Origin of the sequence: Bradyrhizobium tropiciagri, from assembly GCF_001189845.1 — a bacterium.
Taxonomy (GTDB): Bacteria; Pseudomonadota; Alphaproteobacteria; order Rhizobiales; family Xanthobacteraceae; genus Bradyrhizobium; species Bradyrhizobium tropiciagri.
Map to the genome: position 1 here is coordinate 158,064 of NZ_LFLZ01000006.1, position 26,693 is coordinate 184,756.

The following is a 26,693-nucleotide window of genomic DNA, read 5'->3' on the forward strand; positions in this document are numbered from 1 at the left end:
TTGCTATCTTGCATCCTGCAAGATCATCGCGGCAGCCTTCTCGGCGATCATTGCGGTCGGCGTGTTGGTGTTGCCCGAGGTGATCGTCGGCATCACGGAGGCATCCGCGATGCGCAGGCCGTGCAGGCCGTAGAAGCGCAGGCGCTCGTCGACCACCGCCATCGGATCGTTCGCCGTTCCCATCTTGCGGTGCCGACGGGGTGGAAGATCGTGGTGCCGATGTCGCCCGCGGCCTTGGCGAGCGAGGCGTCGTCATCGCCGACCGAGGGGCCGGGCAGGAATTCCTCGGGATGATATTTCTCCAGCGCCTTCTGCTTCATCAGTCTGCGCGTGGTGCGGATCGCGTCGGCCGCGACCTGGCGGTCGTCGTCGGTCGAGAGGTAATTCGGCGCGATCGACGGCTTGTCGTCGGGCGCGGTCGAGCGGATGCGCACGGTGCCGCGCGAGGTCGGTTGCAGATTGCAGGCGCTCACCGTGATCGCGGGGAAGCGATGCAGGGGATCGCCGAACTTGTCGAGCGACAGCGGCTGCACATGGAACTGGATATTGGCGCGCGCGCGCGTCGCATCCGAGCGCGTGAAGATGCCGAGCTGCGACGGCGCCATGGTCAGCGGTCCGCGGCGGCGGAAAGCATAATCGAGGCCCATCAGGCCGCGACGCACGAGGTTGTAATAGGTCTCGTTCAGCGTGCGCACGCCCGACACCTTGTAGATCGCGCGTTGCTGCAGATGGTCCTGCAAATTGTGGCCGATGCCCTGCACGTCGGCCACGATGTCGACGCCGAGCGGCGACAGCCATTCAGCCGGGCCGATGCCGGAACGATGCAGCACCTGCGTGGTGCCGATCGAGCCGGCGCAGAGGATTACCTCGCCCTTGGCGCGCGCCTCGACGACCTCGTTGCCTTGCCGGAACAGCACGCCGGCGGCGCGGCCGCTCTCGATGATCAGGCGGTCGACCAGCACCTCGGTCTCGAGCCTGAGATTGCTGCGGTTCAGCACCGGCTTCAGAAAGCCGCGCGCCGACGACCAGCGCCGGCCGCGCTTCTGGTTGACGTGGAAGTAGCTGGTGCCTTCGTTGTCGCCGGTATTGAAATCCGGGATGCGCTTGATGCCCATTTCCTCGGCGGCATCGCCGACCGCATCGAGGATCTGCCATGACAGCCGCGGCGCTTCGATGCGCCAGCCGCCGCCGACGCCGTGATGCTCGCTTGCGCCGAGGAAATGATCCTCCAGCTTCTTGAACGCCGGCAGCACATCCTCGTAGCTCCAGCCGGTGAGGCCGAGCTGGCGCCAGTGATCGTAATCCGCGGCCTGGCCGCGCATCGAGATCATGGCGTTGATCGCCGACGAGCCGCCGATCACCTTGCCGCGCGGATAGGCGAGCGCGCGGCCGTTGAGGCCGGGCTCGGCCTCGGTCTTGAACATCCAGTCCGAGCGCGGATTGCCGATCGCGAAGAGATAGCCGACCGGGATGTGAAACCAGATCCAGTTGTCCTTGCCGCCGGCTTCCAGCAGCAGCACGCGCTTGTTTGGATCGGCCGACAGGCGGTTGGCCATGATGCAGCCCGCCGTGCCCGCGCCGACGACAATGTAGTCGAAATCACCCTCGAGCCTTCGCGGCATGTCCTCGTTCCCGGCAAGCGTCTTTTGTTGACTTCCTATTAGTCAGACGCAGCCGGTCGAGACAAGCCCGACCCATGGATGCCGGGCGTGCGCTGGATGATCAGGGACGGCTCGGTTCGGCCAGTGTGACCTGATGTCTCGCTCGGGGAACGCAGACGATCAGCGTCAACATGCCGATTGCGAGCAGCGCGCCGACGAGGGTGAGCGGTGCGTAGATGCTCCCGGTCGCGACATTCATCCAGCCGATCAGGGCAGGGCACACCGCGCCGCCGAACGAGCCGATCGCGCTGATCAGCGCGATGCCGCCCGCCGCCGCGCTGCCCTCCAGCATCGCGTTGGGAATGGTCCAGAACAGCGACAGGATCGCGAAAATGCTGACCGAGGCGATGGCGAGCAGCGTCACGGTGACGAGGACGCTGCCCTGCGAGGCCCGCAGGGCGATGAAGCAAGCTGCTGCGACGAGGCCGCAAGCGACCACGTGCCAGCGCCGCTCGCGGGTGCGATCGGAGCTGTAGCCGATCGCGACCATGCCGATCGCCGATGCGACCGAGATCGCGCCGCTCAGCCAGCCGATCTCGGTGGTGGTCGCGACGCCAACACGCTTCAGCAGTGTCGGCGTCCACAGCAGGATGGTGTTGAGCGAGCAGAAGAACGCGAAATAGATGAAGGAGAGTAAATAGACGCGCGGCTCGCGCAGCGCTGCCGCGAAGCTGCGGGTCGTGCCGGGGCTGGCGGCGCGGTCGCGGGCGAGATCGCTTGCCACCTGCCGTCGCTCGTCGGCGCTGAGCCAGTGCGCAGTATGCGGTCCGTCAGCGAGATAGAGATACGCGGCGATGCCGAGCAGCACCGCGGGAACGCCTTCGAGGACGAACAGCCACTGCCAGCCATGCAGGCCGTGGACGCCCTGCGTGCGGTCCATGATCAGGCCCGACAATGGGCCAGCAATGACACCGCCAAGCGGCACCGCCATCACGAACAGGCTCGTCATGCGGCCGCGCACGCGGTCGGGAAACCACAGCGTCAGGTAATACAGGATGCCGGGGAAGAAGCCGCCTTCGGCGGCGCCGAGCAGGAAGCGCAGCAGATAGAGATGATACTGGTTCTGCACCAGTGCCAGCAGCACGGTCACGGTGCCCCACAACACCATGATCCGCAGCAGCGTCTTGCGCACGCCGATCTTGACCAGCAGCAAATTGCTCGGCACTTCGAGCGCGACATAGCCGACCGAGAAGATGCCGGCGGCAAGTCCGAACACCGCGTCGTCGATGTTCAGATCGTGCAGGAATTGCAGCTTGGCAAAGCCGATATTGAAGCGATCGATGATCGCAACCGTGTAGCACGCCAGCAGGAACGGGATCAGGCGCCAGGCGATCCGTCCATAGAGCCGCGATTGGGCCGCATCCTGCATCGAAACCTCCGAATGATTGTTTTGTTGTTGGGCGAATGGCATCGCCGCGAGGGAACTGGGCTCCCTCGCCCCGTTCTTACGGGGAGAGGGTTGGGATGAGGGGCTGCTTCCGCATAGACGGAGAGAGCTGAGCATGCGGAGGCTCCCCCTCACCCGGATCGCATTCCGCTGCGCTGCATGCGTTCCGGCCTCTCCCCGCACGCGGGGAGAGGCGAAGTGGAAATCCATTGCGGCGGTCGAGTTGTGTCCAGCTAGCTCGCCTTGGCGCTCGCCGGAAACTCCAGCATCGCTTCACCGGCGGCGACTGTCTCGCCGCGCTGGTTCTGCACGGCGACGTCGACCAGCACCCAGCGCGATTTCGCGGTGGTCTGCTTGGCCTTGATGGTGCCGGCGGGACGGATGACGTCGCCGGGCTTCACCGGCTTCAGCCAGCGCGTCTCGAGCCTGCGATGGATCGCGCCGGCAGGAAGAGCCCAGTCGGTCAGCATGCGCGAGATCAGGCCGAAATTGTTCATGCCGTGCATGATGATGCCGCCAAAATTGGTCTTGCCGAAATCGCCCTTCATGTAGTCGTCGTCGAGATGCAGCGGGTTGTAGTCGAGCGATGCATCGCAGAACAGGCGGATCGATTCGCGCGAGACCGCGAAGGCGGGACCGTCGATGGTGTCGCCGGCCTTGAGAGCATCGAAATTCGCTAAGGTCATCGTGATCTTCCTTACATCGGACGGATGGTCTGGCCGCGACCCGAACAGATCACGTCGCCATGCTGGTTGAAGAAGACGTTGTCGTGCACCACGAACAGCCGCTCGCGCTTGATGAACTTGTCGAGCGCGCGGGCCTGCAACGTGATGGTGTCGCCGGGACGGGCAGGGATGTTGTAGCTCCAGGACTGCCCAGCATTGACGGTGCCCGGCGAGCGCATCCAGTCGTCGGCCGGCGTGCAGGCGAACATCAGAAGGATATGGATCGCGGGTGGCGCGACCAGCCCGCCATAGGGCCCGGCCTTCGCGGCCGCTTCGTCGAGATAGAGCGGGTTGGTCTCACCGACTGCGCGGCAGTACAGCGCGATCGCCTCCTGCGTCAGCTTGAAGGGCAGCGTCTTGCGCGGCTCGCCGGGGACGATGTCGTCCCACATCTTGCGCAGCTTCGCGTCCTTCCAGAAATCGGTCTCGAACGGGGTGGCCGCAGAACTTTCTGCTTGCGCCATCGTGCATCCTCCTGCTAATCAGTTCGCCAGGCGAACATTTCATTCGCTGTATGAATTGACGCTAGCGCGGTCGGGTGCCCCTGACAAGCGGGCAGGGCCGCGTCATGCGCAGGCAGCCATGCGGCTTGCGATGTCACGAGCAGAACCAGAATCTCCCGCAGAGCCTTGAGCAAAACGCGATGAGCAAAGAGAGTGACGGCTTCGTGCGCGCGATCGCGCGCGGCTTCTCGATCATCGAGGCGCTCGGCAAGCCGCCGGGCCGGCACACGCTGGCGGAGGCGGCCGACACCGCCGGCCTCAACCGCGCCACCGCGCGCCGCATTCTCGCGACCCTGGTGGCGCTGAAATACTGCGCTTCCGACGGACGCTATTTCAGCCTGCGGCCGCGCGCGCTTGGGCTCGGCCTGTCCTATCTCAACGCACTGCCATATTGGGGCCATGCGCAGCGCGCGCTGGAAAATCTGCGCAACGAGATCGGCGAGTCCTGCGCGATGGCGGTGCTCGACGAGGACGAGATCGTCTATGCGCTACGCCTGCCGGCGCGGCGGATTCTTTCCGCCAATCTCGGCGTCGGCAGTCGGCTGCCCGCGCATCTGGTGTCGCTCGGCCGCGTCATGCTCGCGGCGCTGCCGCCCGGCACCCGCGAGGCCTATCTTGCGACCGGCGGCTTCAAGCAGGTCACGCCGCGCACCGTGACCGATCCGGAGCGGCTCGGTGAACTGCTGCTGCGGGTCGAGAGCGACGGCTATGCCTGGGTCGACGGTGAGCTCGATCCCGCGATCTGCGGCATCGCGGTGCCGCTGCGCGATCCCGCAGGCTCCGTGGTCGCGGCGCTCAGCGTCAACACGATTTCGGGCACGGTCAGCGAGGCCGGCGCGCGCAAGAAATTCCTGCTGCCGCTGCGCCGCACAGCGCAGGAGATCCGCAGCCAGATGCTGACGTCGGGCTGACTCGCCAAGCCGTTGTTTCCGATCGCGTTGCCTGCTTAGATCAGGCCGCCGAGCCCGGCCTGTGATGTAATGGGGCATTCGGAACGCAGTGTCAGGATTTCAGCTGGAGCGATTGCCATGACCAAAATGGTTCTCACGCTGCTTGCGTCCGCCGCGCTCTGCGCGTCACTGCCGCACCCGGCGAATGCCGAGCTTGATGTGGCAAGGCTGAAGAGTGCGATCGAGAAGTCGGTCGAGGCCGACTATCCGAAACTCGACGCGCTCTACAAGGATATTCACGCCCATCCTGAAATCGCCTTCCAGGAGGAGAAGACCGCGGCCAAACTGGCTGGCGAAGTGCGGGCGCTTGGCTTCGAGGTGACGGAGCATGTCGGCAAGACCGGGCTGGTCGCGATCTACAGGAACGGCGAGGGCCCGACCATCATGGTGCGCACCGAGCTCGATGCGCTGCCGATGGAGGAAAAGACCGGACTTCCCTATGCCAGCCACGACAAGACGACCTGGCAGGGACGCGAAACCTTCGTGGCCCACAGCTGCGGGCACGACGTCCACATGGCAAGCTGGGTGGGGACGGCCAAGACGCTGGTCGGCCTGAAAGACCAGTGGCACGGCACGCTGATGTTCATCGCCCAGCCGGCCGAGGAAATCGTCTCGGGCGGCAAGGCCATGTTGGCGGATGGCCTGTTCACGCGATTTCCGAAACCGAATTTCGGTTTCGCCCTGCACGACGGCCCGTTCGCCTATGGCACGGTGCGCTATCGCGTCGGGATCGGCTCATCCGCCGCTGATGGTCTCTCCATCAAATTCCGTGGCCGCGGCGGACACGGTGCGGTGCCGCAGGCGACGATTGACCCTGTGATGATGGCTGCGCGCTTTGTCGTCGATGTCCAGAGCGTGATCAGCCGTGAAAAGGACCCGACCGAATTTGGCGTCGTCAGCATCGGCTCAATTCACGGTGGCACCGCGTCGAACATTATTCCCGACGACGTGGTGCTGCTCGGCACCATTCGCACCTTCAAGCCTGAGGTGCGAGCCAAGATGCTTGCGGGTATCGAGCGGACGGCAAAGGCGGTCGCCGCGATGTCAAATGCACCGGAGCCCGAGATAAACCTCGCCGAAGGGACCAAGGCCGTCATCAATGATCCCAACGTGGTCGGCACCGCGGAAAAGGTGCTGAAGGCGGCCTTTGGCGACAAGTTCGCACCGTCACCGCCGGGCACGCCCAGCGAGGATTATTCGGAATTCGTCAGCGCCGGGGTGCCCTCGATGTTCTTCAATATCGGCGTCTATGAGCCGGAGCGTGTCGCCGCCGCTCGCGAAGGCAACGGCCCACCATTGCCGACCAACCACTCGCCCTTGTTCGCGCCGGTGCCGGAGCCGACGATCAAGACCGGTGTCGAGGCCATGACGCTTGCCGTGCTGAGCGCGTTCGACCGGCAGGTCCCCGAGAAATAGCCGTCTGCGGCGGCCGGGCGCGCGAGACACCGCGCCAAAACTCGCAGATCAATTACTCACCTCGCTGGAGGAGCCCCGTGGAAGACCCGATCCGTGCCCCATTCTACCACGACGGAATGCGTGAGTTGCAGGACCGCTTCGACGGTCGTCGCGTCGCCGACGGCCTCGAGAAGCACCGCCTCCACTTCGAATTCTGGGAGCAGGATCGCAGGCTCATCGAAGAGACGCGATTCTTTTTCATTGCGACGAGCTATCAGGACAACGTCGATTGTTCGATGCGATCCGGCGATCCCGGCTTCGTGAAGATTACCGGGCCCGATACGCTCGAGTACCCCGAGTATGACGGCAACAACATGTACCGCACGCTCGGCAATATTCACCGCAACCCGAACGTCGGCTTGCTGTTCGTCCGTCTCGACGGCAAGACGTTTCGCACGCGGATCCGAGGCAAAGCGACGATCCACGAAGAGGCGGACGCGCTTGCCGGGCATCACGGCGCGAAGGTTGTCGTGCGCGTCAAATGCGAGATCTTTCCGAATTGCCCGCGCTACATTCCGGACCTGATGGGCGCTTCAGCTGACGTGCCGGCGAATCCGTTCGTTCCGCGGCCCGGATACGAGCCGCCCGCGCCGGAATGGAAGAGCCGGGATTACCTCAAGGACGTGCTTTCGAAATACGATCCGCATCGGAAACACGAGGTCTAACGATCAGGGCAGCGGCGCCATATAGGGGATGCTGGCGACCAGCGCGAACGCCTGGACCGCGTTGCACAGCATGCCGCCCCAATGCAGCCGGCGCAGCCGCCGCACGGCGGTGGGATCACCCAGATCTCTCGCATCCGCCTCGGCATCGAGCCGGCGCAGAAACCAGCGGCGTGCCAGCACCGCGAATGCCGCGATCAGGGCGATACCGAGCGCTGTAGCCGGCCGGCCAGCGGCGGCAAAGGCGAGCGTTCCGGTCACGCCGGCTGTCGCCAGCACCAGGAAGTAGGCGTTGAACATGCCGCGCAGCAGGCGCGTGACCGGCGGGATGTCGAGCTTCACAAGCAGGAACGCCGGCGCCGCCAGCAGGAAGTAACCCATCGGCACCAGCAGGATGATGGTGGAAAACAGGAACGCCTGATCCGGCGTCATGTAGCCGCCCCCTTGTTGGCAGGCGAGAGGATTTCGGTGCGGATAACCTGCGGTAGTATCCGCACAGGATATTTGCCACACCATTGGGCTTTGGTCGGATGCGATCGTTCCGTCGGGTCAATCAGCGACAACGATCCTGACGGTGGACCCGTCCGGCAAATCCTTGGTCTTTGAGTACATCATTGCCGTAAAGGCGATCCAGTCTCGACAGGAGCACATCCATACATTGTCGACGGTGTACTCGCCCCCGAATAGGGGCAGCGTCGTAAAGGCGTAGCACTGGGACGGGCCAAGGATCAGTCCTGCCGAGCGGCACCGGTCGACCAACGCGCGCAGCAGCCAACCGTCTGCATCTTCCACGCAATGTTCGCGGAACGCTCCCTCGGATGCAGCAATTCTCTCGATCGAGCCCGCCGATACCTCCAGCATGTAAACCGCTCCCGTCGCGTCCGCCAGGAACACGTCTGCGAACAGGCTGGCTCCCAAGACGCGGCTCCCGGCAGGCAGGATGTCCGACCAGGCAGCGAGTTCGCTGAGCGTGATTTCAACCGGAAGGAAGTCTGAGCGGTCCTGTTCCATCCTGCGAGCATGAATGCCCGGTCGCGCTGCGGCAAGCCGGAAGTCATCACGCGGTGATGTTCGGCCACACGGCCGGCGCTTTTCGGTCGGTTGGCTCTGCATTTGCCGCGCCGCGGGACCCAATCTGGAGCATGCCACATCTGTTTGGGTGGACCGCCTCTTGCATGCTAGAGGTGACTTACGTTCAACCTCCGAGGCCAGAATTCTCATGCCCATCGTCAACCGCGTCGCCGATCTGCAACCCGATATCCAGGCCTGCGCCGCAACATCCATGAAAACCCCGAGCTGCTCTATGATGTGCACCGCACTGCATCATTCGTGGCGGACCGGCTGCGGGAATTCGGCTGCGACGAGGTCGTGACCGGGCTCGGCAAGACCGGCGTGGTCGGGGTCATCAAGGGCAAGAAGGGCGCGGCCAAGGGCGACGTCAAGGTGATCGGCCTGCGCGCCGACATGGATGCGCTGCCGATCCACGAGGAAACCAACTTGCCTTACGCCTCGAAGACGCCGGGCAAGATGCACGCCTGCGGCCATGACGGTCACACCGCGATGCTGCTCGGCGCGGCGCGCTATCTTGCCGAGACGCGCAATTTCGCCGGCGATGCGGTCGTGATCTTCCAGCCGGCCGAGGAGGGTGGAGCTGGCGCTGCCGCCATGATCAAGGATGGCTTGATGGACCGCTTCGGCGTCCAGCAGGTCTACGGCATGCACAACGGTCCGGGGATTCCGATCGGCTCGTTCGCGATCCGCTCCGGTCCGATCATGGCGTCCACCGACGAGGTCAACATCAACATCGAGGGGCTCGGCGGCCACGCCGCGCGGCCGCACAAATGCATCGATTCCGTGATGGTCGGCGCGCAGCTGATCACCGCGCTGCAGTCGATCGTGTCGCGCAGCGTCGATCCGCTGGATTCCGCCGTGATCTCGATCTGCGAATTCCACGCCGGCCATGCCCGCAACGTGATCCCGCAGACCGCGGTATTGCGCGGCACCGTGCGCACGCTGACCCCGGAGGTTCGGCAGTTGATCGAGAAGCGCATCGGCGAAGTGGTCAAGGGCGTCGCCCAGCTGACCGGCGCGCGGATCGAGCTCGACTACAAGCGCGGCTATCCGGTCACCGTCAACCACGCCCCGCAGACCGAATTCGCAACTCGCATCGCCAAGGAAGTGGCCGGCGACGGCAACGTGCATACGATGCCGCCGCTGATGGGCGGCGAGGATTTCTCGTACATGCTCGAAGCGCGGCCCGGCGCCTTCATCTTCTGCGGCAACGGCGACAGCGCCGGCCTGCACCACCCCGCCTACAATTTCAACGACGAGGCGATCGTTTTCGGCACGTCGTATTTCGTGAAGATTGTGGAGGACGCGCTGGCGGCGTGAGGCGCGATCGCAGCGGCGTGCTGTCAGCCGTCATTGCGAGCGAAGCGAAGCAATCCATCTATCCGCATGCGCGGTGCAATGGATTGCTTCGTCGCTTCGCTCCTCGCAATGACGAATTGTGGGAAGCGATCTTCCTTAAGCATCCCATTGCACCGGCAGCGTCACCGGGCCGCGGAACACCCAGCCGCGGACGATGGGCGGCGCCTCCTCGCGGAGGTGCAGATTGCGCAGGCGATCGAACAGCATCGGCACCACGATCTTGCCGACAGTGAGCCGTGACACCCAGGTGCCGGCGCAGAAATGCGGCCCGGCGCCGAACGCCAGATGCGATTGCTTCGGCCGCGTCACGTCAAAACGGTCAGGCTCGGCGAAGCGATGGCCGTCGCGGTTCGCCGCGCCGACGCAAAGGCCGATCTGAAGGCCCTCGGGCAGCGTGGTGCCGGAAAGATCGACATCGCGGGTGACGCGGCGCGGATACATGCCGATCGGCGAGATCCAGCGTACCGCTTCCTCCAGCGCAGCCGGCCATAGCTCCGGTTTCGCCAGCACGGCGTCCTTCTGAGCCGGGTTTTGCAGCAGGCCGAGCACCAGGGTCAGGATCGCATCGCGCGGCTCGTTCAATCCGCCGCCGATGATCACCTTGATGTTGGCGCGGATGCCCTCGATCGGCATCGGCGGATCGGCATTGATCATCGAGGACAGGATCGACGGGTTCGGCCGGCTGCGGTGGTCGTCGAGCACCGCGTCGATCGCGGCATCGACGTCGGCGCTCGCCTGCATTGCCTTGCGCTCGATCTCGGCATCGGCGGCATAGTTGCCGGCACCGTCGATCAGCGCCTGCGACCACTCGGCCAGGGTCTGCCACGGCATCTCGCGAAACCCGATCATCGCCGTCAGGCTGAGCGAGGCCATCGGCGCGGCCAGCGCGCCGAACAGGTCGGCCTCACCGGCCACCGACAAATCATTGATCAGCATTTCCGCGATGGCGGTGAATTTCGGCGCCCAATGGTCCTTGATCGTGGCCGGGCGAAACGACGGCTCGATCGCCTTGCGGCCGATCGCATGCTCGGCGCCGTCCTTGCGCATGAAGGTCGGCCCCATCACCTTGTTGACCAGCGAGGCCGGATTATCGGCCGAGTAGGTCGCCGGATCGCGCTCGATCCGCACGATGTCGTCGAAGCGCGTCACCAGCGTCAGCTTCGCGGGCTCGACATAGACCGCCGGGGCCAGCTCGCGCAGGCGGCGGAAGATCGGATAGGGGTCGTCGAGCAGATCCTGATACGCGATGTCGGTGACGACAGGCACGGCGCTGGTCATTGGTCCTCCCGGAGCGCTTTTTTGCGAAAGCTAGCGCCAATGGGCGTGATCGCTCAATTCGATGGGATCGATATAGACCATCGATATATTCGATGACCTTTGCTAGGCTGGACGCCGGCAAATGCGGGAGGTGCTGCGTGGCAGCCAATTCCACCATCGATCCGATCGACATCGGGACCTTGCGGACGCTGGTGCTGGTCTACGATTTGCAGTCGTTCTCCGCGGCCGCCAAGCGCCTCGACGTCAACCAGTCCACCATCAGCTATGCGATCGAGCGGCTGCGCGGCGCGCTCGGTGATCCGCTGTTCGTCCGCAACGGCAATGGCGTGACGGCCACCGAGCGCTGCGCGGCGCTGGCCGGCTGGGCACGGGACATGATCGGCGAGATCGACGGGCTCGCCTCGCCGGTCGAATTCGACCCGGTGACGGCGCAGGGCAGCGTGACGATCTCCTGCAACTATCACGAACGCCAGACCCTGATGCCGCAGTTCAGCGCGCGGCTGCGTGCCGGCGCGCCGCAGGTCCGTCTCGTGCTGCTCGATGCGGCGGGCCATGGCGACGTCCATCTGAAGCAGAACCAGTGCGACATCGTATTGGGTCCGGTCGGCGTCGTCGGCGAAAGCGTCGTCAGGCGCCACGTCCTCACCGATCACTATGTCTGTGTGATGGACCCGGCCAATCCGCTGGCGCGCGGCCGGATCGCGCTGTCGGCCTATGCCAAGGCCGAGCATGTCTTCATCACCCATAGCGGCGAGTGGCAGCCGCTTTATCTGGAGGCGCTGAAGGCAAAGGAGATCGAGATCGAGCCGGCGGTCAGCCTGCCGAACCACGACAGTCTGGAGCGCATCGTCGCCGGCACAAGGCTGGTCGCGACCATCCCGCATCATCTGGCGCGGGCGATGCGCGGCGGCCTGCATGTCGCTGCGCTGCCGTTCCGCGTGCCGATCTCGATCGACATGTACTGGAGCGCAAGGACGGCCAAGTCAGGCCTGCACAAATGGGCGCGCGGCCTGCTGGCCGAGGTCGCCAGGGCTTACGCAGCCTGAACCACGAGCTTCGCGCCGCGATCGTCAAAAAAGCAAAAGGCCCGCACCTGAGGTGCGGGCCTTTCCGTCCGGCGCGTTGCCGCACCGAAAGCAGGGGGCATCAGAACAGGTGGTAGAACACGTAGTAGAGCACGCCCGAGAGGATCATCGCGGCCGGCAGGGTCAGCACCCAGGCCATCGCGATGTTCCGGATCGTCGCCCATTGCAGGCCGGAGCCGTTGGCGGCCATGGTGCCGGCGATGCCCGACGACAGCACGTGCGTGGTCGAGACCGGCAGGCCGTAGCCGTCGGCCGCCGCAATCGTCGCGGCCGCCGTGATCTCGGCGCAGGCGCCCTGGGCGTAGGTCAGGTGGGTCTTGCCGATCTTCTCGCCGACGGTGACGACGATGCGCTTCCAGCCGACCATGGTGCCGAGGCCGAGCGCGATCGCGACGGCGAACTTCACCCAGCTCGGGATGAACTTCGTCGCGGCATCGAGCGAGCCCTTGTACTGGTTCAGCGTGGCGACGTCGGCGGCGGTCAGTTCGGCTTCCTTGTCCTTCATCAGGAGGCGGATCGCTTCCGAGGCGAGGTACATGTCGTTACGGGTGTTGCCGACCGCGTCAGCCGGGAACTTGGCCAGCGAGCCGTACTGGGCGACCTGTTGGCCGATATCGCGGACCAGCACTGCCAGTGACGGGAAGGTGCCTTCATTGATCTGGTGCTGCGAGACGTAGTTGGTCACCGCCGGGCGCGGGTTGCCGATCACGTTGTAACCGGCGGCCTTGCCTTCGATGACCTTGCTGGCGGCGGTCGAATGCGCTGCGAACTGCTCGATCTGGCTTGCGGGCATCGCGCGGTTCAGCGCATAGGCGGTCGGTACGGTGCCGATCAGGATCAGCATGATCAGGCCCATGCCCTTCTGGCCGTCATTGGAGCCGTGGAAGAAGCTGACCAGCGTGCAGGTCAGGATCAGGATGCCGCGGATCCACCACGGCGGCGGCTGGTCGCCGACCGGCTCGCCGAACAAAGCGGGCGTGGCGCGCACGAGCACGGTCTTGAGGATGTAGAGCAGGCCGGCCGCGAGCACGAAGCCGAACAGCGGCGACAGCAGCAGCGCCTTGGCGATGTTGGCCGCCTGCGACCAGTCAACGCCGGAGGTGCCGTCGCGGCCGCGCAGCAGTGCGTTCATGATACCGACGCCCATGATCGAACCGATCAGGGTGTGCGAGCTCGAAGCCGGTAGGCCGAGCCACCAGGTGCCGAGGTTCCAGATGATGGCCGCAATCAGCAGCGCGAACACCATCGCGAAGCCGGCGCTGGAGCCTACCTGCAGGATCAGTTCGACCGGAAGCAGCGACACGATGCCGAACGCAACGGCGCCGCTCGAGAGCAGCACGCCGAACAGGTTGAACATGCCCGACCACACCACGGCGACATGCGCCGGCAGCGAGCGGGTGTAGATCACGGTGGCGACCGCGTTGGCGGTGTCGTGGAAGCCGTTGACGAATTCGAAGCCGAGCGCGATCAGCAGCGCAACGAACAGCATGATGTAGGGCAGGAACGACGTGACGCGCGTGCCGGTGGCGTCGACGTCGGCATAGATGCTGTAGGCAACGAACAGCAGCGCGGCCGCGACCACGCCCATATAAATAATCCCCGTCATGGGGTGGAAGCCCTTGTCGAGGTCCGGCCCCTTTTTCAAGGCGGCTCGATCGAGCCGGGTAACGCCATATCGCTCATGGTAAACTCCTGTCCCAATGCCCCCGATTTTGATCGATGCATATGACAAGCAATTAAAATCCGCCCCGCGAAATGAGGCGGCCGCCCATAACGGTGGACATCGCGCCGAATTCTTGTGCAACGCATTGAAGGCCCATGCGCCTTCGCGGCCTCGTGGCAATCTTCAGCAACAAAAGGTCAGCGATGACGACGGAGATGGCCTGCATTCATTTCGCAGGGCAAGACTTTGTGCCGTGAGGTCACACTGAGTGCAGCGAGGTCACGCCCACCGCGTGCAGCTGAGGTCACAGCGGCCGCGAGACCACGACGGCAGGGCCTCGACAGGATTTCTGTCAACCGGAAATCCAGTGACGTCGCGGGTGAGGAGCGTTGTGGTCAGGAAGGTGCAGTGAGGAGGTGTGCGGGGAGAGATGAGCAGGCAGGATGGAAAGATGAGGTGGCGCGCCGCACGATCGGGGCTAGCAAACCGCGCAGCGCGCCCGCCTCGGGGTACGTCATGGCGTGAACATGACGCCCGATACCTGCGGAACACGTCACAGTACCACGGATCAATTCAAGGTTGTAGGTTTTTGTAAGCGTTGAGAACAATTTCACGTTGACGTGTGGTTACTTTGGTTCCGCCGGTTTTGCGGAACTCAAGCCGCGTGATCCGACCGGCGGAGCTGGCCCGCAGCGATTTTCAGGTCGTCGATAAAGCGCTGATATTCCAGCGCCTTGGCTTTCTCGTCGGGCAGCCGCAACAGATAGGACGGGTGCACGGTGACGAGCACCTTGGTTCCGTCGTGATCGATCAGGCGGCGGCGGTTCTTGTTGATCGGGGTGATCTTGCCGAGCACGCTCTGCGCTGCGGTGGCGCCGAGCGCCACCACGAGCTCCGGCTTGATGGCGGCGAGCTCGCGCTCGTACCACCGCCGGCAGGCGCGGATCTCCGGCGTGCCCGGCTTCTGGTGCAGCCGGACCTTGCCGCGCGGCACGAATTTGAAGTGCTTCACCGCGTTGGTGATGTAGACCGTGGTGCGATCGATGCCGGCGTCCTTGAGCGCGCGATCGAGCATCTGCCCGGCCGGTCCGACGAAGGGATGGCCGGCGAGATCCTCCTTGTCGCCAGGCTGCTCGCCGACCAGCATCAGCGTCGCGCTTTGCGGTCCCTCGCCGAACACGGTCTGGGTTGCGTCCTTCCACAACGGGCAGGCGCGGCAATCGGCGGCTTCGTCGCGCAGGGCAGCGATGGTGTCGCGCGCCTGTGCATCCAGAGTTTGCTTGCGGGCCATCGGCGGATCCTGTGGCTTCCGCGGCTCCGCCGCCTTGCGGGCGATGAAGGGGCCGCTGGTCATGCGCATGGCGTCTTCGATCAGCGGCTTAATGATCGAGTCTTCGGGCAGGTTCCTCCAATAGGCCTGCGGCATCTCCATCACCTTCAGCCGCGCGGGATTGAAGAGGCCGTTGTCATGGCGCCGCCAGGCCTCCTCGAGCCGGTCCTCGGACGGCACCTCGGATTTGGCGACGCCCGGCGTGATCGAGATCGCGTGCCCGTCCCAATGCGCTGACACGTCGGGAGTGAGGATCGACCACGGCATGTCGGCGAAGCGGCCGGCGAAGAAAGGTGCGGCGAGCTCGACGATGCGATGCTCCGGCTCGAACCAGGCGACGTAATGCGCCGTCCGCTCGCGGCCGATTTCGCGGAAGCGGAGATGCGCGTGCATCCTGTCGATGTCGCAATAGACCGCGCGCGCCATAGCGTGGATCTCGGCGACATCAGGATCGTCAGTCGCGCTGAGCAGATCGTGATGGCTGCGCAGCCGCCACAGCAGGCGGTAGAGCAGGGCGAAGCGCTCGTCATTGCGATGCAGGATCGCGGCCTTTGCGAGCTCTACGAATTTGGCAGGGACGTTGAACTGCGCCTGCGGCACGTCAGGTAATTCATTCACGCAAGATTCGGACGACAATTCGTCATCGCGGCGGATGGTCCATGTGACCTCCGCAGGCTTCACGTCATTGATCGCCAATCGCCGCGCGGCCCTGCGCCAGCCCTCGAAATCGGTGTCGTTGTCGAGCACGATGATACGCATGCGATTGCTCCGTTTCCGTCACGCCGCCATTTTCGGGCCAGCGCGCCTGACTTGCGGAAGATCATGGGCCCATCCGGGTTCGGTGCGTCTGAATCCCATTGATTCCACTCATGAATCACTGAGCTCACCAATCCGATTGACTCCGCGGGCCCTGTTAGCTTTATATTAGAACATAACATGAACAATTGAGCCTGTCCCTGGTTCTCTGTTCTGGTCAGTGACGGCCTCAAATTTTGGTTGAGAAGGAGCGGCGCATCATGAACGGCGCACGCACGGGTACGCTTGCGTCTCTGCGCGGCAGCATCGCGCGCATCGAGGCGCCATCGGATGCGGCGATGCCGAACCGCATCGCGCTCGGCCATGCCGGCGCGGACGCGATGTTGCGCGGCGGACTTGCTCCGGCCGCGCTGCACGAGGTGTTCGCGGCCGGCCATCAGGGCGGCGCTGCGACCGGGTTCATCGCGGGACTCGCCGGGCTGATATCGGCGCGCAAGCCGCTGGTCTGGGTGCGGCAGGATTTTTCCGATCGCGAGAACGGCGCGCTGTCGATGCGCGGGCTCGCCGAGCTCGGCCTCGATCCGCGCCTCCTGGTCACGGTGCGCGCCGCTGACGTCGACAGCGGCCTGCGCACCGCGGCCGACGCGCTCGCCTGCGATGCGCTCGGCGCCGTCGTGCTCGAGATCTGGGGCCAGGCGCGCCAGCTCGATCTCGTCGCCAGCCGTAAATTGACGCTCGCCGCGCAAGCCTCCGGCGTCACCGCGCTGGTGCTACGGATCGCGGCAGCGCCGATCCCCTCGACCGCGGAAACGCGCTGGATCGTGCGCGCAGCGCATTCGCCACCCGGCAATGCCGCGAGCCCTTGGGGCGCGCCGCGCGTCGAGGCCGAACTCGTGCGCAATCGTCATGGCCCGGTCGGGCGATGGATCATGGAATGGAAATGTGATGAGTGCCAATTCAGTGAGCCGTCGGCGTATCCTCAGCCTGTGGCTGCCACGCCTGCCCATCGACCGCATCAAGCGCAAGCTCGCGCAGGACATCGCCTCGCAAGCTGATGGGCACAGCGCTGTGCCAACCGACACACGGGAGGTGGCAGGACTCCCTCTCCCGCTTGCGGGGGAGGGTTGGGGTGGGGGTGCTCTCCACAAACAATGTTCTTCGTAAGGAGAGAGCCCCCACCCGGATCGCATCTAGCGATGCGATCCGGCCTCCCCCGCAAGCGGGAGAGGCGAAGAAGGAACTCCCCAGCGTCGTGGTGGTAAAAGACCACAATGCGATCCTGCTGCATGCCGTCGACGAGGCCGCGGTGCGCGCCGGGCTGTCGATCGGGTTGCCGCTCGCCAATGCGCGGGCGATCTGCCCGGAGCTTACGGTCTATGACGCCGATCCGGCCGCCGACCTGAAGACGCTGAACGACATCGCCGACTGGTGCGACCGCTTCACGCCGCTGGTCGCGCTCGACGCACCTTACGGCCTGTTTCTCGACATCACCGGCTGCGCGCACCTGTTCGGCGGCGAGCGGGCGCTGCTGCAGATCGTGACCAATGCGCTGAGCCGGCGCGGCTTTGCGGTCAGCGCGGCGATTGCCGGCACCTCGATCGCGGCGCGCACGCTGACGCGCCACGTCTCGGGCAAGATCGTCGCCGATGGCGCAGAGGCGCAAGCGGTCGGCCCGCTGCCGGTGTCGGCGCTCGGCGCAGATAGCGCTGTGACCACCGGCCTGCGCCGTGCGGGCCTAAAGACCATCGGCGATGTCGCCGCGCGCGCGCCGCATGAGATCTCGGCGCGGTTCGGCGCGGCTTTCACCACCTTGCTCTCCCACGCGCTCGGGCAAGGCGATGCCCCGATCAGCCCGCGCAAGCCGCTGCCCGATTACATCGTCGAGAAGCGTTTCCCGGAACCCATCGCGACCGACACCGTGATCGCGTTGACGCTCTCGAGCCTCGCCAAGATGCTGGTTGCGGCGATGGACAAGCAGGGCAAGGGCGCGCGGCAGCTGGAAGCGAGCTTCTTCCGTACCGACGGTGCGGTGCGCGCGATCATGGTCGAGACCGGGCGTCCGGTGACGCGGCCCGAGATGATCGACCGCCTGTTCAGCGAGCGGCTCGATGCGCTCAACGATCCGCTCGATCCCGGCTTCGGCTTCGATCTCATTCGCCTTGCCGCCGGGCGTACCGAGATCGTGGTGCAGCAGCAGCGCGATCTCGACGCCACCGTGCACGACAATGACGAGATCTCGGCGCTGATCGACCGCATCGCCGCCCGCATCGGGGGCAAACGCGTCGTCGTGCACCTGCCGCTCGAGAGCCATATTCCTGAGCGTGCGGCGCTCGCGCTGCCGGCGCAGCACCATCAGGCCGCAGCCAGCGCCGCCGCCTGGCCGGAGCGCGTCGCCGGCGAGCCGCCGTTGCGGCCGCTCAGGCTGTTCGAGCAGCCCGAACCGATCAAGGTGCCGTTCGCGAGCGTGCCGGACGGTCCGCCGCATCAGTTCACCTGGCGGCGCGCCCTGCACGCGGTGGTGCGGGTCGAGGGCCCCGAGCGGATCGCGATGGAATGGTGGAAGCAGGATGGCGCGGCGCTGACGCGCGACTATTTCCGCATCGAGGATGCCGAGGGCCAGCGCTTCTGGATCTTCCGCGACGGCCTTTACGAGAGTGAACTGCGCGACGAAGAAGACAAGCCCGTTCCGGCCAACTGGTATGTGCACGGGCTGTTCGCATGACGATGCCAGCGCCCGATTATGCCGAGATCGGCATCACCAGCAATTTCTCCTTCCTGCGTGGCGGCTCCGATCCGCGCGCCTATGTGCATCAGGCGAGTGAACTCGGAATCCCCGTGATCGGGATCGCCGATCACAACACGCTGGCCGGCGTGGTGCGCGCTTGGAAGGAACTCGACAGCGAGAAGGTCGCCCATCCGCCCAAGTTCCTGGTTGGCGCCCGCATCGTCTTCATCGACGGCACGCCTGATATCCTGGTCTATCCGCGCGACCGCGCCGCCTATGGCCGGCTGTGCCAGCTCCTGACCCGCGGCAAGCGCGGTGCTGGCATCGTGAAAATTGAGAAAGGCGACTGCCGGCTCACTCTGGCCGATCTCACCGACTTCGCCGAAGGCCAGATGCTGGTGCTGGCGCTGCCGCATCGTTTCGAGGCGGCTGATGCGCTCGACGTGCTCTCGCAACTGAAGGCGAGCGCTGCCGACGGCGTCTGGCTCGCTGCAAGCCTGCTCTATCGCGGCGACGACAAGCGCCGTCTGGCGCGGCTGCATGGTCTTGCCACCGATGCCGGTGTACCGCTGCTCGCCACCAATGAGGTGCTCTATCACCATCCTGCGCGCCGCCCGCTGCAGGACGTGCTGACCTGCATCCGCGAAAAGACCACGATCGAGGCCGTCGGCCGCAGGCTCGAGGCCAATGCCGAGCGGCATCTCAAGCCCGCGCATGAGATGGTCAGGCTGTTTCGCGATCTGCCGGACGCGATCGCGGAAACCATGCGCTTTGCGAAACGCATCTCGTTCTCGCTTGACCAGCTCAAATACCAGTATCCCGACGAGCCGGTACCGCCGGGCAAGACCGCGCAGCAGCATCTGGAGGATTTGACCTGGGCCGGCGTCGACAAATATTTCGGCGGCGTCGCCAACATCGACGACAAGCTTCGCACCACCCTGAACAAGGAACTCGCGCTGATCGCCGAGCTGAAATACGCGCATTACTTCCTCACCGTGCATGACATCGTGCACTATGCGCGGAGCCAGAACATCCTGTGCCAGGGCCGCGGCTCGGCGGCGAATTCCGCGGTCTGCTACGTGCTCGGCGTCACCTCGGTCGATCCGACCAAGGTCGATCTGTTGTTCGAGCGCTTCATCTCCAAGGAGCGGCTGGAGCCGCCTGACATCGACGTCGATTTCGAGCATTCGCGGCGCGAGGAGGTGATGCAATATGTCTATCGCCGCTACGGCCGCCACCGCGCCGCGATCATCGCCACCATCATCCATTATCGTCCGCGCAGCGCGATCCGCGACGTCGGCAAGGCGCTCGGGCTGACCGAGGACGTCACCGCGGCGCTCGCCGACACAGTGTGGGGCAGCTGGGGCAAGGGCCTCAACGACATGCAGGTGCGGCAGGCCGGGCTCGATCCAAAGAATGCGATGATCAATCTTGCGGTCGAGCTCGCCACCGAGCTGATCGAGTTCCCGCGCCATCTCTCGCAGCATGTCGGTGGCTATGTGCTGACCCAGGACCGGCTCGACACCTATGTGCCGATCGGCAACGCCGCGATGGACGACCGCACCTTCATCGAATGGGACAAGGACGACGTCGACGCACTGCATATGATGAAGGTCGACGTGCTGGCGCTGGGCATGCTGACCTGCATCCGCAAATGCTTCGATCTGATCGCCGGCCACAAGGGCGAGCACTGGGAGCTCGCCAGCGTCCCGCCGGACGACAAGAAGGTCTACGACATGTTGTGCCGTGGGGAGTCACTCGGCGTGTTCCAGGTCGAGAGCCGGGCGCAAATGAACATGCTGCCGCGTTTGAAGCCGCGCACCTTCTACGATCTCGTCATCGAGGTCGCGATCGTGCGTCCCGGGCCGATCCAGGGTGACATGGTGCATCCTTATCTCAGGCGGCGGAACGGCCAGGAGAAGGTGAGCTATCCTTCACCCTCGCCGGATCATGGCGACAAGGATGAGCTCTACAACGTGCTGCACAAGACGCTCGGTGTGCCGCTGTTCCAGGAGCAGGCGATGCGGATCGCAATCGAGGCGGCCCATTTCACCTCCGAGGAGGCCAACGGCCTGCGCCGCTCGATGGCGACCTTCCGCAACCTCGGCACCATCGGCACCTATGAGGAGAAGCTGGTCGGCAACATGGTGGCGCGCGGCTACGATCCGGATTTTGCCCGCAACTGCTTCGACCAGATCAAGGGTTTTGGCAGTTACGGCTTCCCGGAAAGCCACGCCGCGAGTTTCGCCCAGCTCGTCTACATCTCCTCATGGCTGAAGCACTATCATCCCGATGCGTTCTGCTGCGGCCTGCTCAACTCGCAGCCGATGGGCTTCTACGCCCCGGCGCAAATCGTCGGCGACGCCCGCAAGAACGGCGTCACGGTGCGCGAGGTCGATGTCTCCTTCAGCTTTGCGCAGAACACGCTGGAGGAGCAGGTCGGCGATCATTGCGCAGTGCGGCTCGGCTTCCGCCAGATCGACGGGTTTCATTGGCTGGATGAGGACGAGGAGCGGTTGAAAGCTCTCCAATCGTCATTCTCCGATGCGCAATTGCGCATCGTAGATGCGCCGTCAGGCGCAGGCCCGGAATCCATTTCTCAACGCAACAGCGGCCCGATGGATTCCGGGCTCGCGCCAAGTGGCGCGCCTCGGAATGACGAGGGGAAAGACTGGGCCGACCGGATCGTCGCCGCGCGCAGCCGCCGGCCGTTCACCTCGCTGGAGGATTTCGCCCGCGATACCGCTCTGCCCAAGCGCGCGCTGATCCTGCTTGCCGACGCCGATGCGTTCCGCTCGCTCGGGCTCGACCGCCGCGAGGCGCTGTGGGCGGTGCGGCGGCTGCCCGACGATGTGCCGCTGCCGCTGTTCGAGGCCGCGACTGCGCGCGAGCAGCCGGATGAGGGCGCAAAGCCGCTGCCGGAGATGCCGCGTCCCGAGCAGGTGGTCGCCGACTATCAGACCATCCGCCTGTCGCTGAAGGGCCACCCGATGGAATTCCTGCGCGAGATGTTCACCAAAGAGCGCGTCGTCGCCTGCCACACCATCAATCAAAGCAACGACCGCCGCCGCGTCCGTTGCGCTGGCGTCGTGCTGGTGCGGCAGCGGCCGGGCAGCGCCAAGGGCGTCGTGTTCATGACCTTGGAGGACGAGACCGGCATCGCCAACATCGTGGTGTGGCCGAAGGTGATGGAGCAGTACCGCAAGGAAGTGATGGGCGCGCGCCTGATCCTGGTCGAGGGCTATATCCAGAGCAGCCCGGAGGGCGTGACGCATCTGGTGGCGCAGCGCATGACCGACCGCTCCCACGATCTGATCGGCCTCGCCAATGAATCCCCTGTCAGCAAGCACCCGGTGCCGGCAGGCCCCGCGCTGATCGAGCCGCTCAACGACGACCGCCGCGATCACGGCGACAACTCGCCGCAAAGGATCCGCCACCCCCGCAACGTCCGCATCCTGCCGCCGTCGCGCGATTTCCATTAGCCTTGCGCGATGGCGGTAGTTGTTGAGCAGCAGCCAATGCCCAACGTAGTCCTGGCCTGGTGCGCAATTGCGCACGGGAGCCAGGACCCATAACCACCGCAGTCGATTGTGAAAGGGATCGTGGCCCACGGCCATCGCGCAGCAACGCGCTTTTTGGGGTTATGGGTCCTGGCTTTCGCCAGGACGACGTCGAATATGCCCTCAACAATTGCGCCGGTTCGAGATCGCATGTAGCGCCGATCGCTACACCCCGCCGTCCTCACGCGATTTTCATCGCAGCGGAACGCATGCCGCGCTGCACATCGATCGCTGTGGCCTTGTACGCCACGGGCCAGTTGCTATCGTCCCGGCCGCCCGGGCGATCGATCCGGGGCCTGCAACGACAAACATTCGGGAGCACTCCATGCGTTATCTCACTGCGCTCATCGGCGCGGCCTGCATCGCGTTCGTCTCGGCCACCGGCGCATTTGCCCAGGTGCCTTCCAATCCCGACAATCCCAACGACGTCGTCCCCGACGCGCTCGCGCCGCCGCCCTATGGCGAGCCGATCAACCTCGAAACCGCCAAGAAGGTCGCGGCTGCGGCGGTCGCCGAGACCCAGAAGCGAAACTGGAATGCGTTCTGCATCGCGATCGTCAATCCGGCCGGCGAGCTCGTCTATTTCGAGAAACAGGACAATTGCCAATACGCCTCGATCGGCGTCTCGCAGCACAAGGCGCGCACCACGACGCGCTATCGCCGACCGACGCTGACGTTCGAGAACCTGATCGGCAAGGGCGCATACTTCACCTATCTCACAACCCTCGACGACGTGATCGCCTCGCGCGGCGGCAACCTCCTGATCGTCGACGGCAAGATCGTCGGCGCCATCGGTGTCAGCGGCGGTTCGGGCTCGCAGGACAATGTGATCTCGGTCGCCGGGCAAGCTGCGCTGAAGTAGGGGCGTGACGTGATGCTGTCTGCCGGAGCGTCGTTCCGGCAGACGTCATCGCGAGAACGCGAAGCTGTATCCCCATCCTCAGCTGTCATCGCCCGGCTCGCCGCCTCCGCTAAAGCTTCGGCGCGCCAGGGACCTGTAGCCTCGTCGAAGCCTTGGCGTAGACAGGGACCGGGCGATCCAGTACGCCGAGGCCTCTCGGCTCAAGCACTGCTGTCTCTGGAATACTGGATCACCGCTTTCGCGGATGATGACGCCGGTTGTTGACGCCATCCTCGCCGTCATCCCTGCCTAGTGCGCAACTGCGCTCCAGGCAGGGACGACAGCGGAGCGAGCTCGAACAAACTACTCCACCGCAGCCCCCACCGGCGGGCCGCCCGGTGGGCGGTGCAGAAAGGTGATCGATGCATAGGCGCCGACCCACGAGCCGGCTGCCGCGAAGGCGACATAGAGCCAGTTCTCGGTGTAGCTGATCACCGCATAGGAGGAGAGCACATACCAGACGCTGCTCCAGGTCGCCGCCGGCACGCGCTTGCGCGCGACGACCGCCGAGGTGAACATGACGTAGACCGCGTCGGTCGCCGCGGTCGCGAGGAAGACGCCGCCGGCGGTGATGGGATCGATGGCAGCCATTGCAACTCCTGTTCGGGTCGGCCAGAAGGCATGATCCGGAAAAGTGTGAAGCGGTTTTCCGAAAAGGTCATGCCCAAACAAGGCATGATCCGGAAAAGTGTGAAAACGGCTTTCCGAAAAGATCATGCCAAAATAGGGGTTTGGATCGGGCATTGCCTTTTTGTCATCATGCTGGGGCATAGATTAATCGCAAAGAGGAATGCGCATGCAGGACATCCGTGAAATCCTTGCCGATGTCTGGACCGGCGCCGGTGGCGCGCCGTCCGCGCTTGATGCGGTCAGGCTGACCGGCAGCGAGCCGCAGCTGCCGTCGTCGTTTCGTGTCGCAGCCGCCGCACAGGCGCCGATCGCCGCGGCCGGCCTTGCCGCAGCCGAGATCTGGAAAGCCCGCAGCGGCGAGACGCAGGACGTCGCGGTCGACATCCGCCATGCCGTCGTGGAATGCCGCAGCGAGCGCTATCTGCGGGTCGACGACAAGCCGCCGCCACCGGCCTGGGACAAGATCGCCGGCGTCTATCGTGTCCGCGACGGCCGCTTCGTCCGCCTCCACACCAATTTCCCACATCACCGCGACGCCGTCTGCAAGGTGCTCGGCTGCAACGCCGAGCGTGACGACGTGCAGGCCGCGCTGTTGCAGTGGGACGGCGAGGCATTCGAGACCGCGGCCTATGCGGCCGGCGGCGTCGTCGCCTTGATGCGCTCATATGACGAATGGTCGGCGACGCCGCACGCCCGGGACCTGGCGAAGCTGCCGCTGATCTCAATCGAGAAGATCGGCGAGGCCGCGCCGAAGCCGTGGCCCGCCGGGAAGCGGCCGCTGGCCGGCATCCGTGTGCTCGATCTGTCGCGCGTGATTGCAGGTCCCGTCGCCGGCCGCACGCTCGCCGCGCACGGGGCCGATGTGCTCTTGATCTCCGGTCCCGATCTGCCGGCGATTCCCTGGCTCACCATCGACACCGGCCGCGGCAAGCTGACGGCGTTCCTCGAGCTGCGCAGCGAGGAGGGGCGGGGCATGATGCGCGATCTCGTGGCGCAGGCTGATATTCTCTCGCAGGGCTATCGCCCGCAGGCGATTGCGCGGCTCGGCTTCTCGCCGGAGGAGGTGGCCCGCATCAATCCCGGGATCGTCCATGTGACGCTGTCGGCCTATGGCCATGCCGGTCCGTGGGCGGAGCGGCGCGGTTTCGATTCGCTGGTTCAGACCACGACCGGCTTCAATCATGCCGAGGGGCAGGCGGCCGGCGTCGATGGACCGAAGGAATTGCCGGCCCAGATGCTCGACCACGCCACCGGATATTTCATGGCGTTCGGCGCCATGATGGCCAAGGCCCGTCAGGCGCGCGAGGGCGGCAGCTGGCACGTCCGGGTGTCGCTGGCACAAACCGGGCGCTGGCTGTGGAATCTCGGCCGCCTCGAGGGGGGCCTTGCGACCGAGGACCTCAAGGCGGAAGCGGTGCTGCCCTTCATCGAGCGGTTGTCGTCCGGTTTTGGCACGCTGAGCTCGGTCCGGCACGCCGCAGTCCTGTCGAGGACCCCGGCCCATTGGTCCCGTCCGGCCATGCCGCTCGGCAGCCATCCCCCGGAGTTTCCTGCCCCGGAGTTTCCCGGATGAGACATTCAGCCACCGTTCAGGGTATCCGAACTTTAACGACCCGCACCGCCGAAGTGCGATTTTTAGGTTGTTTGCAACGCCAATTCGGCACTATTAGCGCACCGCTGGGGCCGTCCCGCCGGAAGCTGCAACGATCGACCCTGCGGACCGCATGCTGAAAGAGTTTACCAAGAGAATGCAGAGCTTTAGCCGCCCACGCCTGGTCGTGGCCGCGGCGGTGCTGGTGGTCGCCTGCGCGGGCGCCTATGGCTACACCCGCTTCGGCTCGGAAAAGCAGGCGCCGTCGGAAGTCTCCAGCCAGTCCCGCAAGGGGGGCACGCGCTATACGCCGTCGGCCGCCGAGTGGGCCAGCCTGACCTTCCAGGCCGTGGCCGAGCACACCTTCCGCTCCGAGCTGGTGACCGAGGGCAAGATCGGGATCGATGAGGACCGTTCCACCCCGGTCTACTCGCCCTATACCGGACGGGTGACCCGCCTCCTGGTGCGGCCGGGCGATACCGTCGTGAAGGGGCAGCCGCTGTTCGTGATCGAGGCGGCCGACACCGTGCAGGCGCAGAACGACTATGTCGCCGCGATGACCGGTCTCAACAAGGCCCAGTCGGCGCTCGACCTGGCGCAGATCCAGGAAAAGCGCGCCAAGGATCTGTCCGAGGGCAAGGCGATCCCGTTGAAGGATTACCAGACTGCGCAGGCCGCGCTGGTGCAGGCGCAGAACGATGCGCGCTCGGCGCAGACGCTGCTGGAAGCCGCGCAGAACAAGCTGCACATCCTCGGCTTCGGCGACGAAGCCATCACGACCTTGCAGCAGAAGGGCCGCCTCAATCCGGAGACGACGGTGTTCGCACCGATCGGCGGCACCGTGGTCCAGCGCAAGGCCGGCCCCGGCCAGTATGTCTCGACCGGCGCCAGTGACCCAGTCTACGTGATCGGCGATCTCTCGACGGTCTGGCTGATCGCCTTTGTCCGCGAATCCGATGCCGACAATGTCGCGATCGGGCAGGACCTCAGCTTCAGCGTGATGGCGCTGCCCGGCAAGGTGCTGAACGCCCGGGTCAACTACGTCGCCGCCGCGATCGACGCGGCCTCGCGCCGGCTGCTGGTCCGCGCCACCATCGACAATGCCGACATGCGGCTGAAGCCCGAGATGTTCGCCAATGTGACGCTGTATTCGAAAGGCGATCACCCGGCGGTCGGCGTGCCGAAGCAGGCGCTGATCTACGAGGGCGATCAGGTTCGCGTCTGGGTCGCGAGGGCCGATGACAAGACCATCGAGCTGCGCCAGATCAAGCCCGGCCTCATCAATGGCGACCTCGTCGAGGTGGCCGGCAATCTCAAGCCGGGCGAGCAGATCGTGACGAAGGGAAGCCTCTTCATCGACCGCGCCGCATCTGGCACTTGAGACGCATGATCCGGAAAAAG

Annotated in this window: 19 protein-coding genes and 2 pseudogenes; 11 read left to right on the top strand and 10 right to left on the bottom strand. The window is 65.1% G+C overall.

The features are described from left to right. Window positions 1-3: 3 nt before the first annotated feature. The 4 genes and pseudogenes from AKN84_RS07675 to AKN84_RS07690 all read right to left on the bottom strand — a co-directional run bounded on the left by AKN84_RS07675 (window position 4) and on the right by AKN84_RS07690 (window position 4,237). Window positions 4-1,622: pseudogene (locus AKN84_RS07675) on the bottom strand (GMC family oxidoreductase). A 100-nt stretch (window positions 1,623-1,722) separates the two neighbouring features. Continuing rightward, entirely contained in the window at window positions 1,723-3,030 is a 1,308-nt protein-coding gene (locus tag AKN84_RS07680) for an MFS transporter (RefSeq protein WP_050420141.1), read from the bottom strand. A gap of 251 nt (window positions 3,031-3,281) precedes the next feature. Further along, window positions 3,282-3,734: a MaoC family dehydratase gene (locus tag AKN84_RS07685; protein ID WP_050420142.1), complete on the bottom strand. Its 453-nt coding sequence runs from the start codon at window positions 3,732-3,734 to the stop codon at window positions 3,282-3,284. 11 nt (window positions 3,735-3,745) lie between these two features. Further along, window positions 3,746-4,237 (bottom strand): MaoC family dehydratase, encoded by a 492-nt coding sequence (locus AKN84_RS07690; protein ID WP_050420143.1) that lies wholly within the window; start codon window positions 4,235-4,237, stop codon window positions 3,746-3,748. A gap of 179 nt (window positions 4,238-4,416) precedes the next feature. On the opposite strand from AKN84_RS07690, the gene AKN84_RS07695 reads away from it, so the two are divergent. From AKN84_RS07695 to AKN84_RS07705, 3 genes are all read left to right on the top strand, one after another. Continuing rightward, window positions 4,417-5,187 carry an IclR family transcriptional regulator domain-containing protein gene (locus AKN84_RS07695; protein ID WP_050420144.1) on the top strand — a complete coding sequence of 257 codons (771 nt, stop codon included), beginning with the start codon at window positions 4,417-4,419 and terminating at the stop codon, window positions 5,185-5,187. Window positions 5,188-5,304: 117 nt separating this feature from the next. Beyond that, a complete protein-coding gene (locus tag AKN84_RS07700) occupies window positions 5,305-6,642 on the top strand; it encodes an amidohydrolase (RefSeq protein WP_050420145.1) in 1,338 nt (445 codons plus the stop codon). Between the two features lie 77 nt (window positions 6,643-6,719). Continuing rightward, on the top strand, window positions 6,720-7,346 hold the full coding sequence (locus AKN84_RS07705; RefSeq protein ID WP_128970526.1) for a pyridoxamine 5'-phosphate oxidase family protein: 627 nt from the start codon (window positions 6,720-6,722) through the stop codon (window positions 7,344-7,346). Window positions 7,347-7,349: 3 nt separating this feature from the next. On the opposite strand, the gene AKN84_RS07710 is transcribed toward AKN84_RS07705, so the two are convergent. Then, the gene (locus AKN84_RS07710; protein ID WP_050420147.1) at window positions 7,350-7,775 is read right to left on the bottom strand and encodes a hypothetical protein; all 426 of its coding nucleotides are present in this window, start codon (window positions 7,773-7,775) and stop codon (window positions 7,350-7,352) included. Window positions 7,776-7,892: 117 nt separating this feature from the next. Next, on the bottom strand, window positions 7,893-8,354 hold the full coding sequence (locus AKN84_RS07715; RefSeq protein ID WP_050420148.1) for a T6SS immunity protein Tdi1 domain-containing protein: 462 nt from the start codon (window positions 8,352-8,354) through the stop codon (window positions 7,893-7,895). A 208-nt stretch (window positions 8,355-8,562) separates the two neighbouring features. On the opposite strand from AKN84_RS07715, the pseudogene AKN84_RS07720 reads away from it, so the two are divergent. Beyond that, window positions 8,563-9,734, top strand: a pseudogene (locus AKN84_RS07720) (M20 aminoacylase family protein). Between the two features lie 135 nt (window positions 9,735-9,869). Here AKN84_RS07720 and AKN84_RS07725 read toward each other — a convergent pair. Then, window positions 9,870-11,051, bottom strand: coding sequence for a cytochrome P450 (locus tag AKN84_RS07725; protein WP_050420149.1), 1,182 nt, complete (start codon window positions 11,049-11,051; stop codon window positions 9,870-9,872). A 137-nt stretch (window positions 11,052-11,188) separates the two neighbouring features. Between AKN84_RS07725 and AKN84_RS07730 the strand changes: the two genes are divergently transcribed. Further along, window positions 11,189-12,097 (top strand): LysR family transcriptional regulator, encoded by a 909-nt coding sequence (locus AKN84_RS07730; protein ID WP_050420150.1) that lies wholly within the window; start codon window positions 11,189-11,191, stop codon window positions 12,095-12,097. Between the two features lie 100 nt (window positions 12,098-12,197). Here the strand turns inward: AKN84_RS07730 and AKN84_RS07735 are convergent, their stop codons facing one another. Beyond that, entirely contained in the window at window positions 12,198-13,742 is a 1,545-nt protein-coding gene (locus tag AKN84_RS07735; RefSeq protein WP_244484981.1) for an inorganic phosphate transporter, read from the bottom strand. A 712-nt stretch (window positions 13,743-14,454) separates the two neighbouring features. Next, window positions 14,455-15,888 carry a UdgX family uracil-DNA binding protein gene (locus AKN84_RS07740; protein ID WP_050420151.1) on the bottom strand — a complete coding sequence of 478 codons (1,434 nt, stop codon included), beginning with the start codon at window positions 15,886-15,888 and terminating at the stop codon, window positions 14,455-14,457. Between the two features lie 257 nt (window positions 15,889-16,145). Here AKN84_RS07740 and AKN84_RS07745 point away from each other — a divergent pair, with 257 nt between their 5' ends. The 4 genes from AKN84_RS07745 to AKN84_RS07760 all read left to right on the top strand — a co-directional run bounded on the left by AKN84_RS07745 (window position 16,146) and on the right by AKN84_RS07760 (window position 23,032). Beyond that, window positions 16,146-16,940 carry an ImuA family protein gene (locus AKN84_RS07745; protein WP_050420190.1) on the top strand — a complete coding sequence of 265 codons (795 nt, stop codon included), beginning with the start codon at window positions 16,146-16,148 and terminating at the stop codon, window positions 16,938-16,940. A 128-nt stretch (window positions 16,941-17,068) separates the two neighbouring features. Beyond that, window positions 17,069-18,607, top strand: coding sequence for a Y-family DNA polymerase (locus tag AKN84_RS07750; protein ID WP_050420191.1), 1,539 nt, complete (start codon window positions 17,069-17,071; stop codon window positions 18,605-18,607). A gap of 2 nt (window positions 18,608-18,609) precedes the next feature. Then, the gene (locus AKN84_RS07755) at window positions 18,610-22,092 is read left to right on the top strand and encodes an error-prone DNA polymerase (RefSeq protein ID WP_050420193.1); all 3,483 of its coding nucleotides are present in this window, start codon (window positions 18,610-18,612) and stop codon (window positions 22,090-22,092) included. 403 nt (window positions 22,093-22,495) lie between these two features. Next, window positions 22,496-23,032 (top strand): GlcG/HbpS family heme-binding protein, encoded by a 537-nt coding sequence (locus tag AKN84_RS07760; protein ID WP_050420152.1) that lies wholly within the window; start codon window positions 22,496-22,498, stop codon window positions 23,030-23,032. A 342-nt stretch (window positions 23,033-23,374) separates the two neighbouring features. Here AKN84_RS07760 and AKN84_RS07765 read toward each other — a convergent pair whose 3' ends face one another. Beyond that, window positions 23,375-23,662, bottom strand: coding sequence for a hypothetical protein (locus AKN84_RS07765; protein ID WP_050420153.1), 288 nt, complete (start codon window positions 23,660-23,662; stop codon window positions 23,375-23,377). 205 nt (window positions 23,663-23,867) lie between these two features. Here AKN84_RS07765 and AKN84_RS07770 point away from each other — a divergent pair, with 205 nt between their 5' ends. Together AKN84_RS07770 and AKN84_RS07775 are read left to right on the top strand one after the other, a co-directional pair. Then, entirely contained in the window at window positions 23,868-25,274 is a 1,407-nt protein-coding gene (locus tag AKN84_RS07770) for a CoA transferase (protein WP_050420194.1), read from the top strand. A gap of 151 nt (window positions 25,275-25,425) precedes the next feature. Then, entirely contained in the window at window positions 25,426-26,673 is a 1,248-nt protein-coding gene (locus AKN84_RS07775; protein ID WP_050420154.1) for an efflux RND transporter periplasmic adaptor subunit, read from the top strand. The last annotated feature ends 20 nt before the right edge of the window (window positions 26,674-26,693 follow it).

Coding starts and splice junctions, on each gene's coding strand:
- AKN84_RS07680 (WP_050420141.1), bottom strand. CDS start 3,030: ATGCAGGATGCGGCCCAATCGCGGCTCTATGGACGGATCGCCTGGCGC.
- AKN84_RS07685 (WP_050420142.1), bottom strand. CDS start 3,734: ATGACCTTAGCGAATTTCGATGCTCTCAAGGCCGGCGACACCATCGAC.
- AKN84_RS07690 (WP_050420143.1), bottom strand. CDS start 4,237: ATGGCGCAAGCAGAAAGTTCTGCGGCCACCCCGTTCGAGACCGATTTC.
- AKN84_RS07695 (WP_050420144.1), top strand. CDS start 4,417: ATGAGCAAAGAGAGTGACGGCTTCGTGCGCGCGATCGCGCGCGGCTTC.
- AKN84_RS07700 (WP_050420145.1), top strand. CDS start 5,305: ATGACCAAAATGGTTCTCACGCTGCTTGCGTCCGCCGCGCTCTGCGCG.
- AKN84_RS07710 (WP_050420147.1), bottom strand. CDS start 7,775: ATGACGCCGGATCAGGCGTTCCTGTTTTCCACCATCATCCTGCTGGTG.
- AKN84_RS07715 (WP_050420148.1), bottom strand. CDS start 8,354: ATGGAACAGGACCGCTCAGACTTCCTTCCGGTTGAAATCACGCTCAGC.
- AKN84_RS07725 (WP_050420149.1), bottom strand. CDS start 11,051: ATGACCAGCGCCGTGCCTGTCGTCACCGACATCGCGTATCAGGATCTG.
- AKN84_RS07735 (WP_244484981.1), bottom strand. CDS start 13,742: ATGACGGGGATTATTTATATGGGCGTGGTCGCGGCCGCGCTGCTGTTC.
- AKN84_RS07740 (WP_050420151.1), bottom strand. CDS start 15,888: ATGCGTATCATCGTGCTCGACAACGACACCGATTTCGAGGGCTGGCGC.
- AKN84_RS07745 (WP_050420190.1), top strand. CDS start 16,146: ATGAACGGCGCACGCACGGGTACGCTTGCGTCTCTGCGCGGCAGCATC.
- AKN84_RS07755 (WP_050420193.1), top strand. CDS start 18,610: ATGCCAGCGCCCGATTATGCCGAGATCGGCATCACCAGCAATTTCTCC.
- AKN84_RS07760 (WP_050420152.1), top strand. CDS start 22,496: ATGCGTTATCTCACTGCGCTCATCGGCGCGGCCTGCATCGCGTTCGTC.
- AKN84_RS07765 (WP_050420153.1), bottom strand. CDS start 23,662: ATGGCTGCCATCGATCCCATCACCGCCGGCGGCGTCTTCCTCGCGACC.
- AKN84_RS07770 (WP_050420194.1), top strand. CDS start 23,868: ATGCAGGACATCCGTGAAATCCTTGCCGATGTCTGGACCGGCGCCGGT.
- AKN84_RS07775 (WP_050420154.1), top strand. CDS start 25,426: ATGCTGAAAGAGTTTACCAAGAGAATGCAGAGCTTTAGCCGCCCACGC.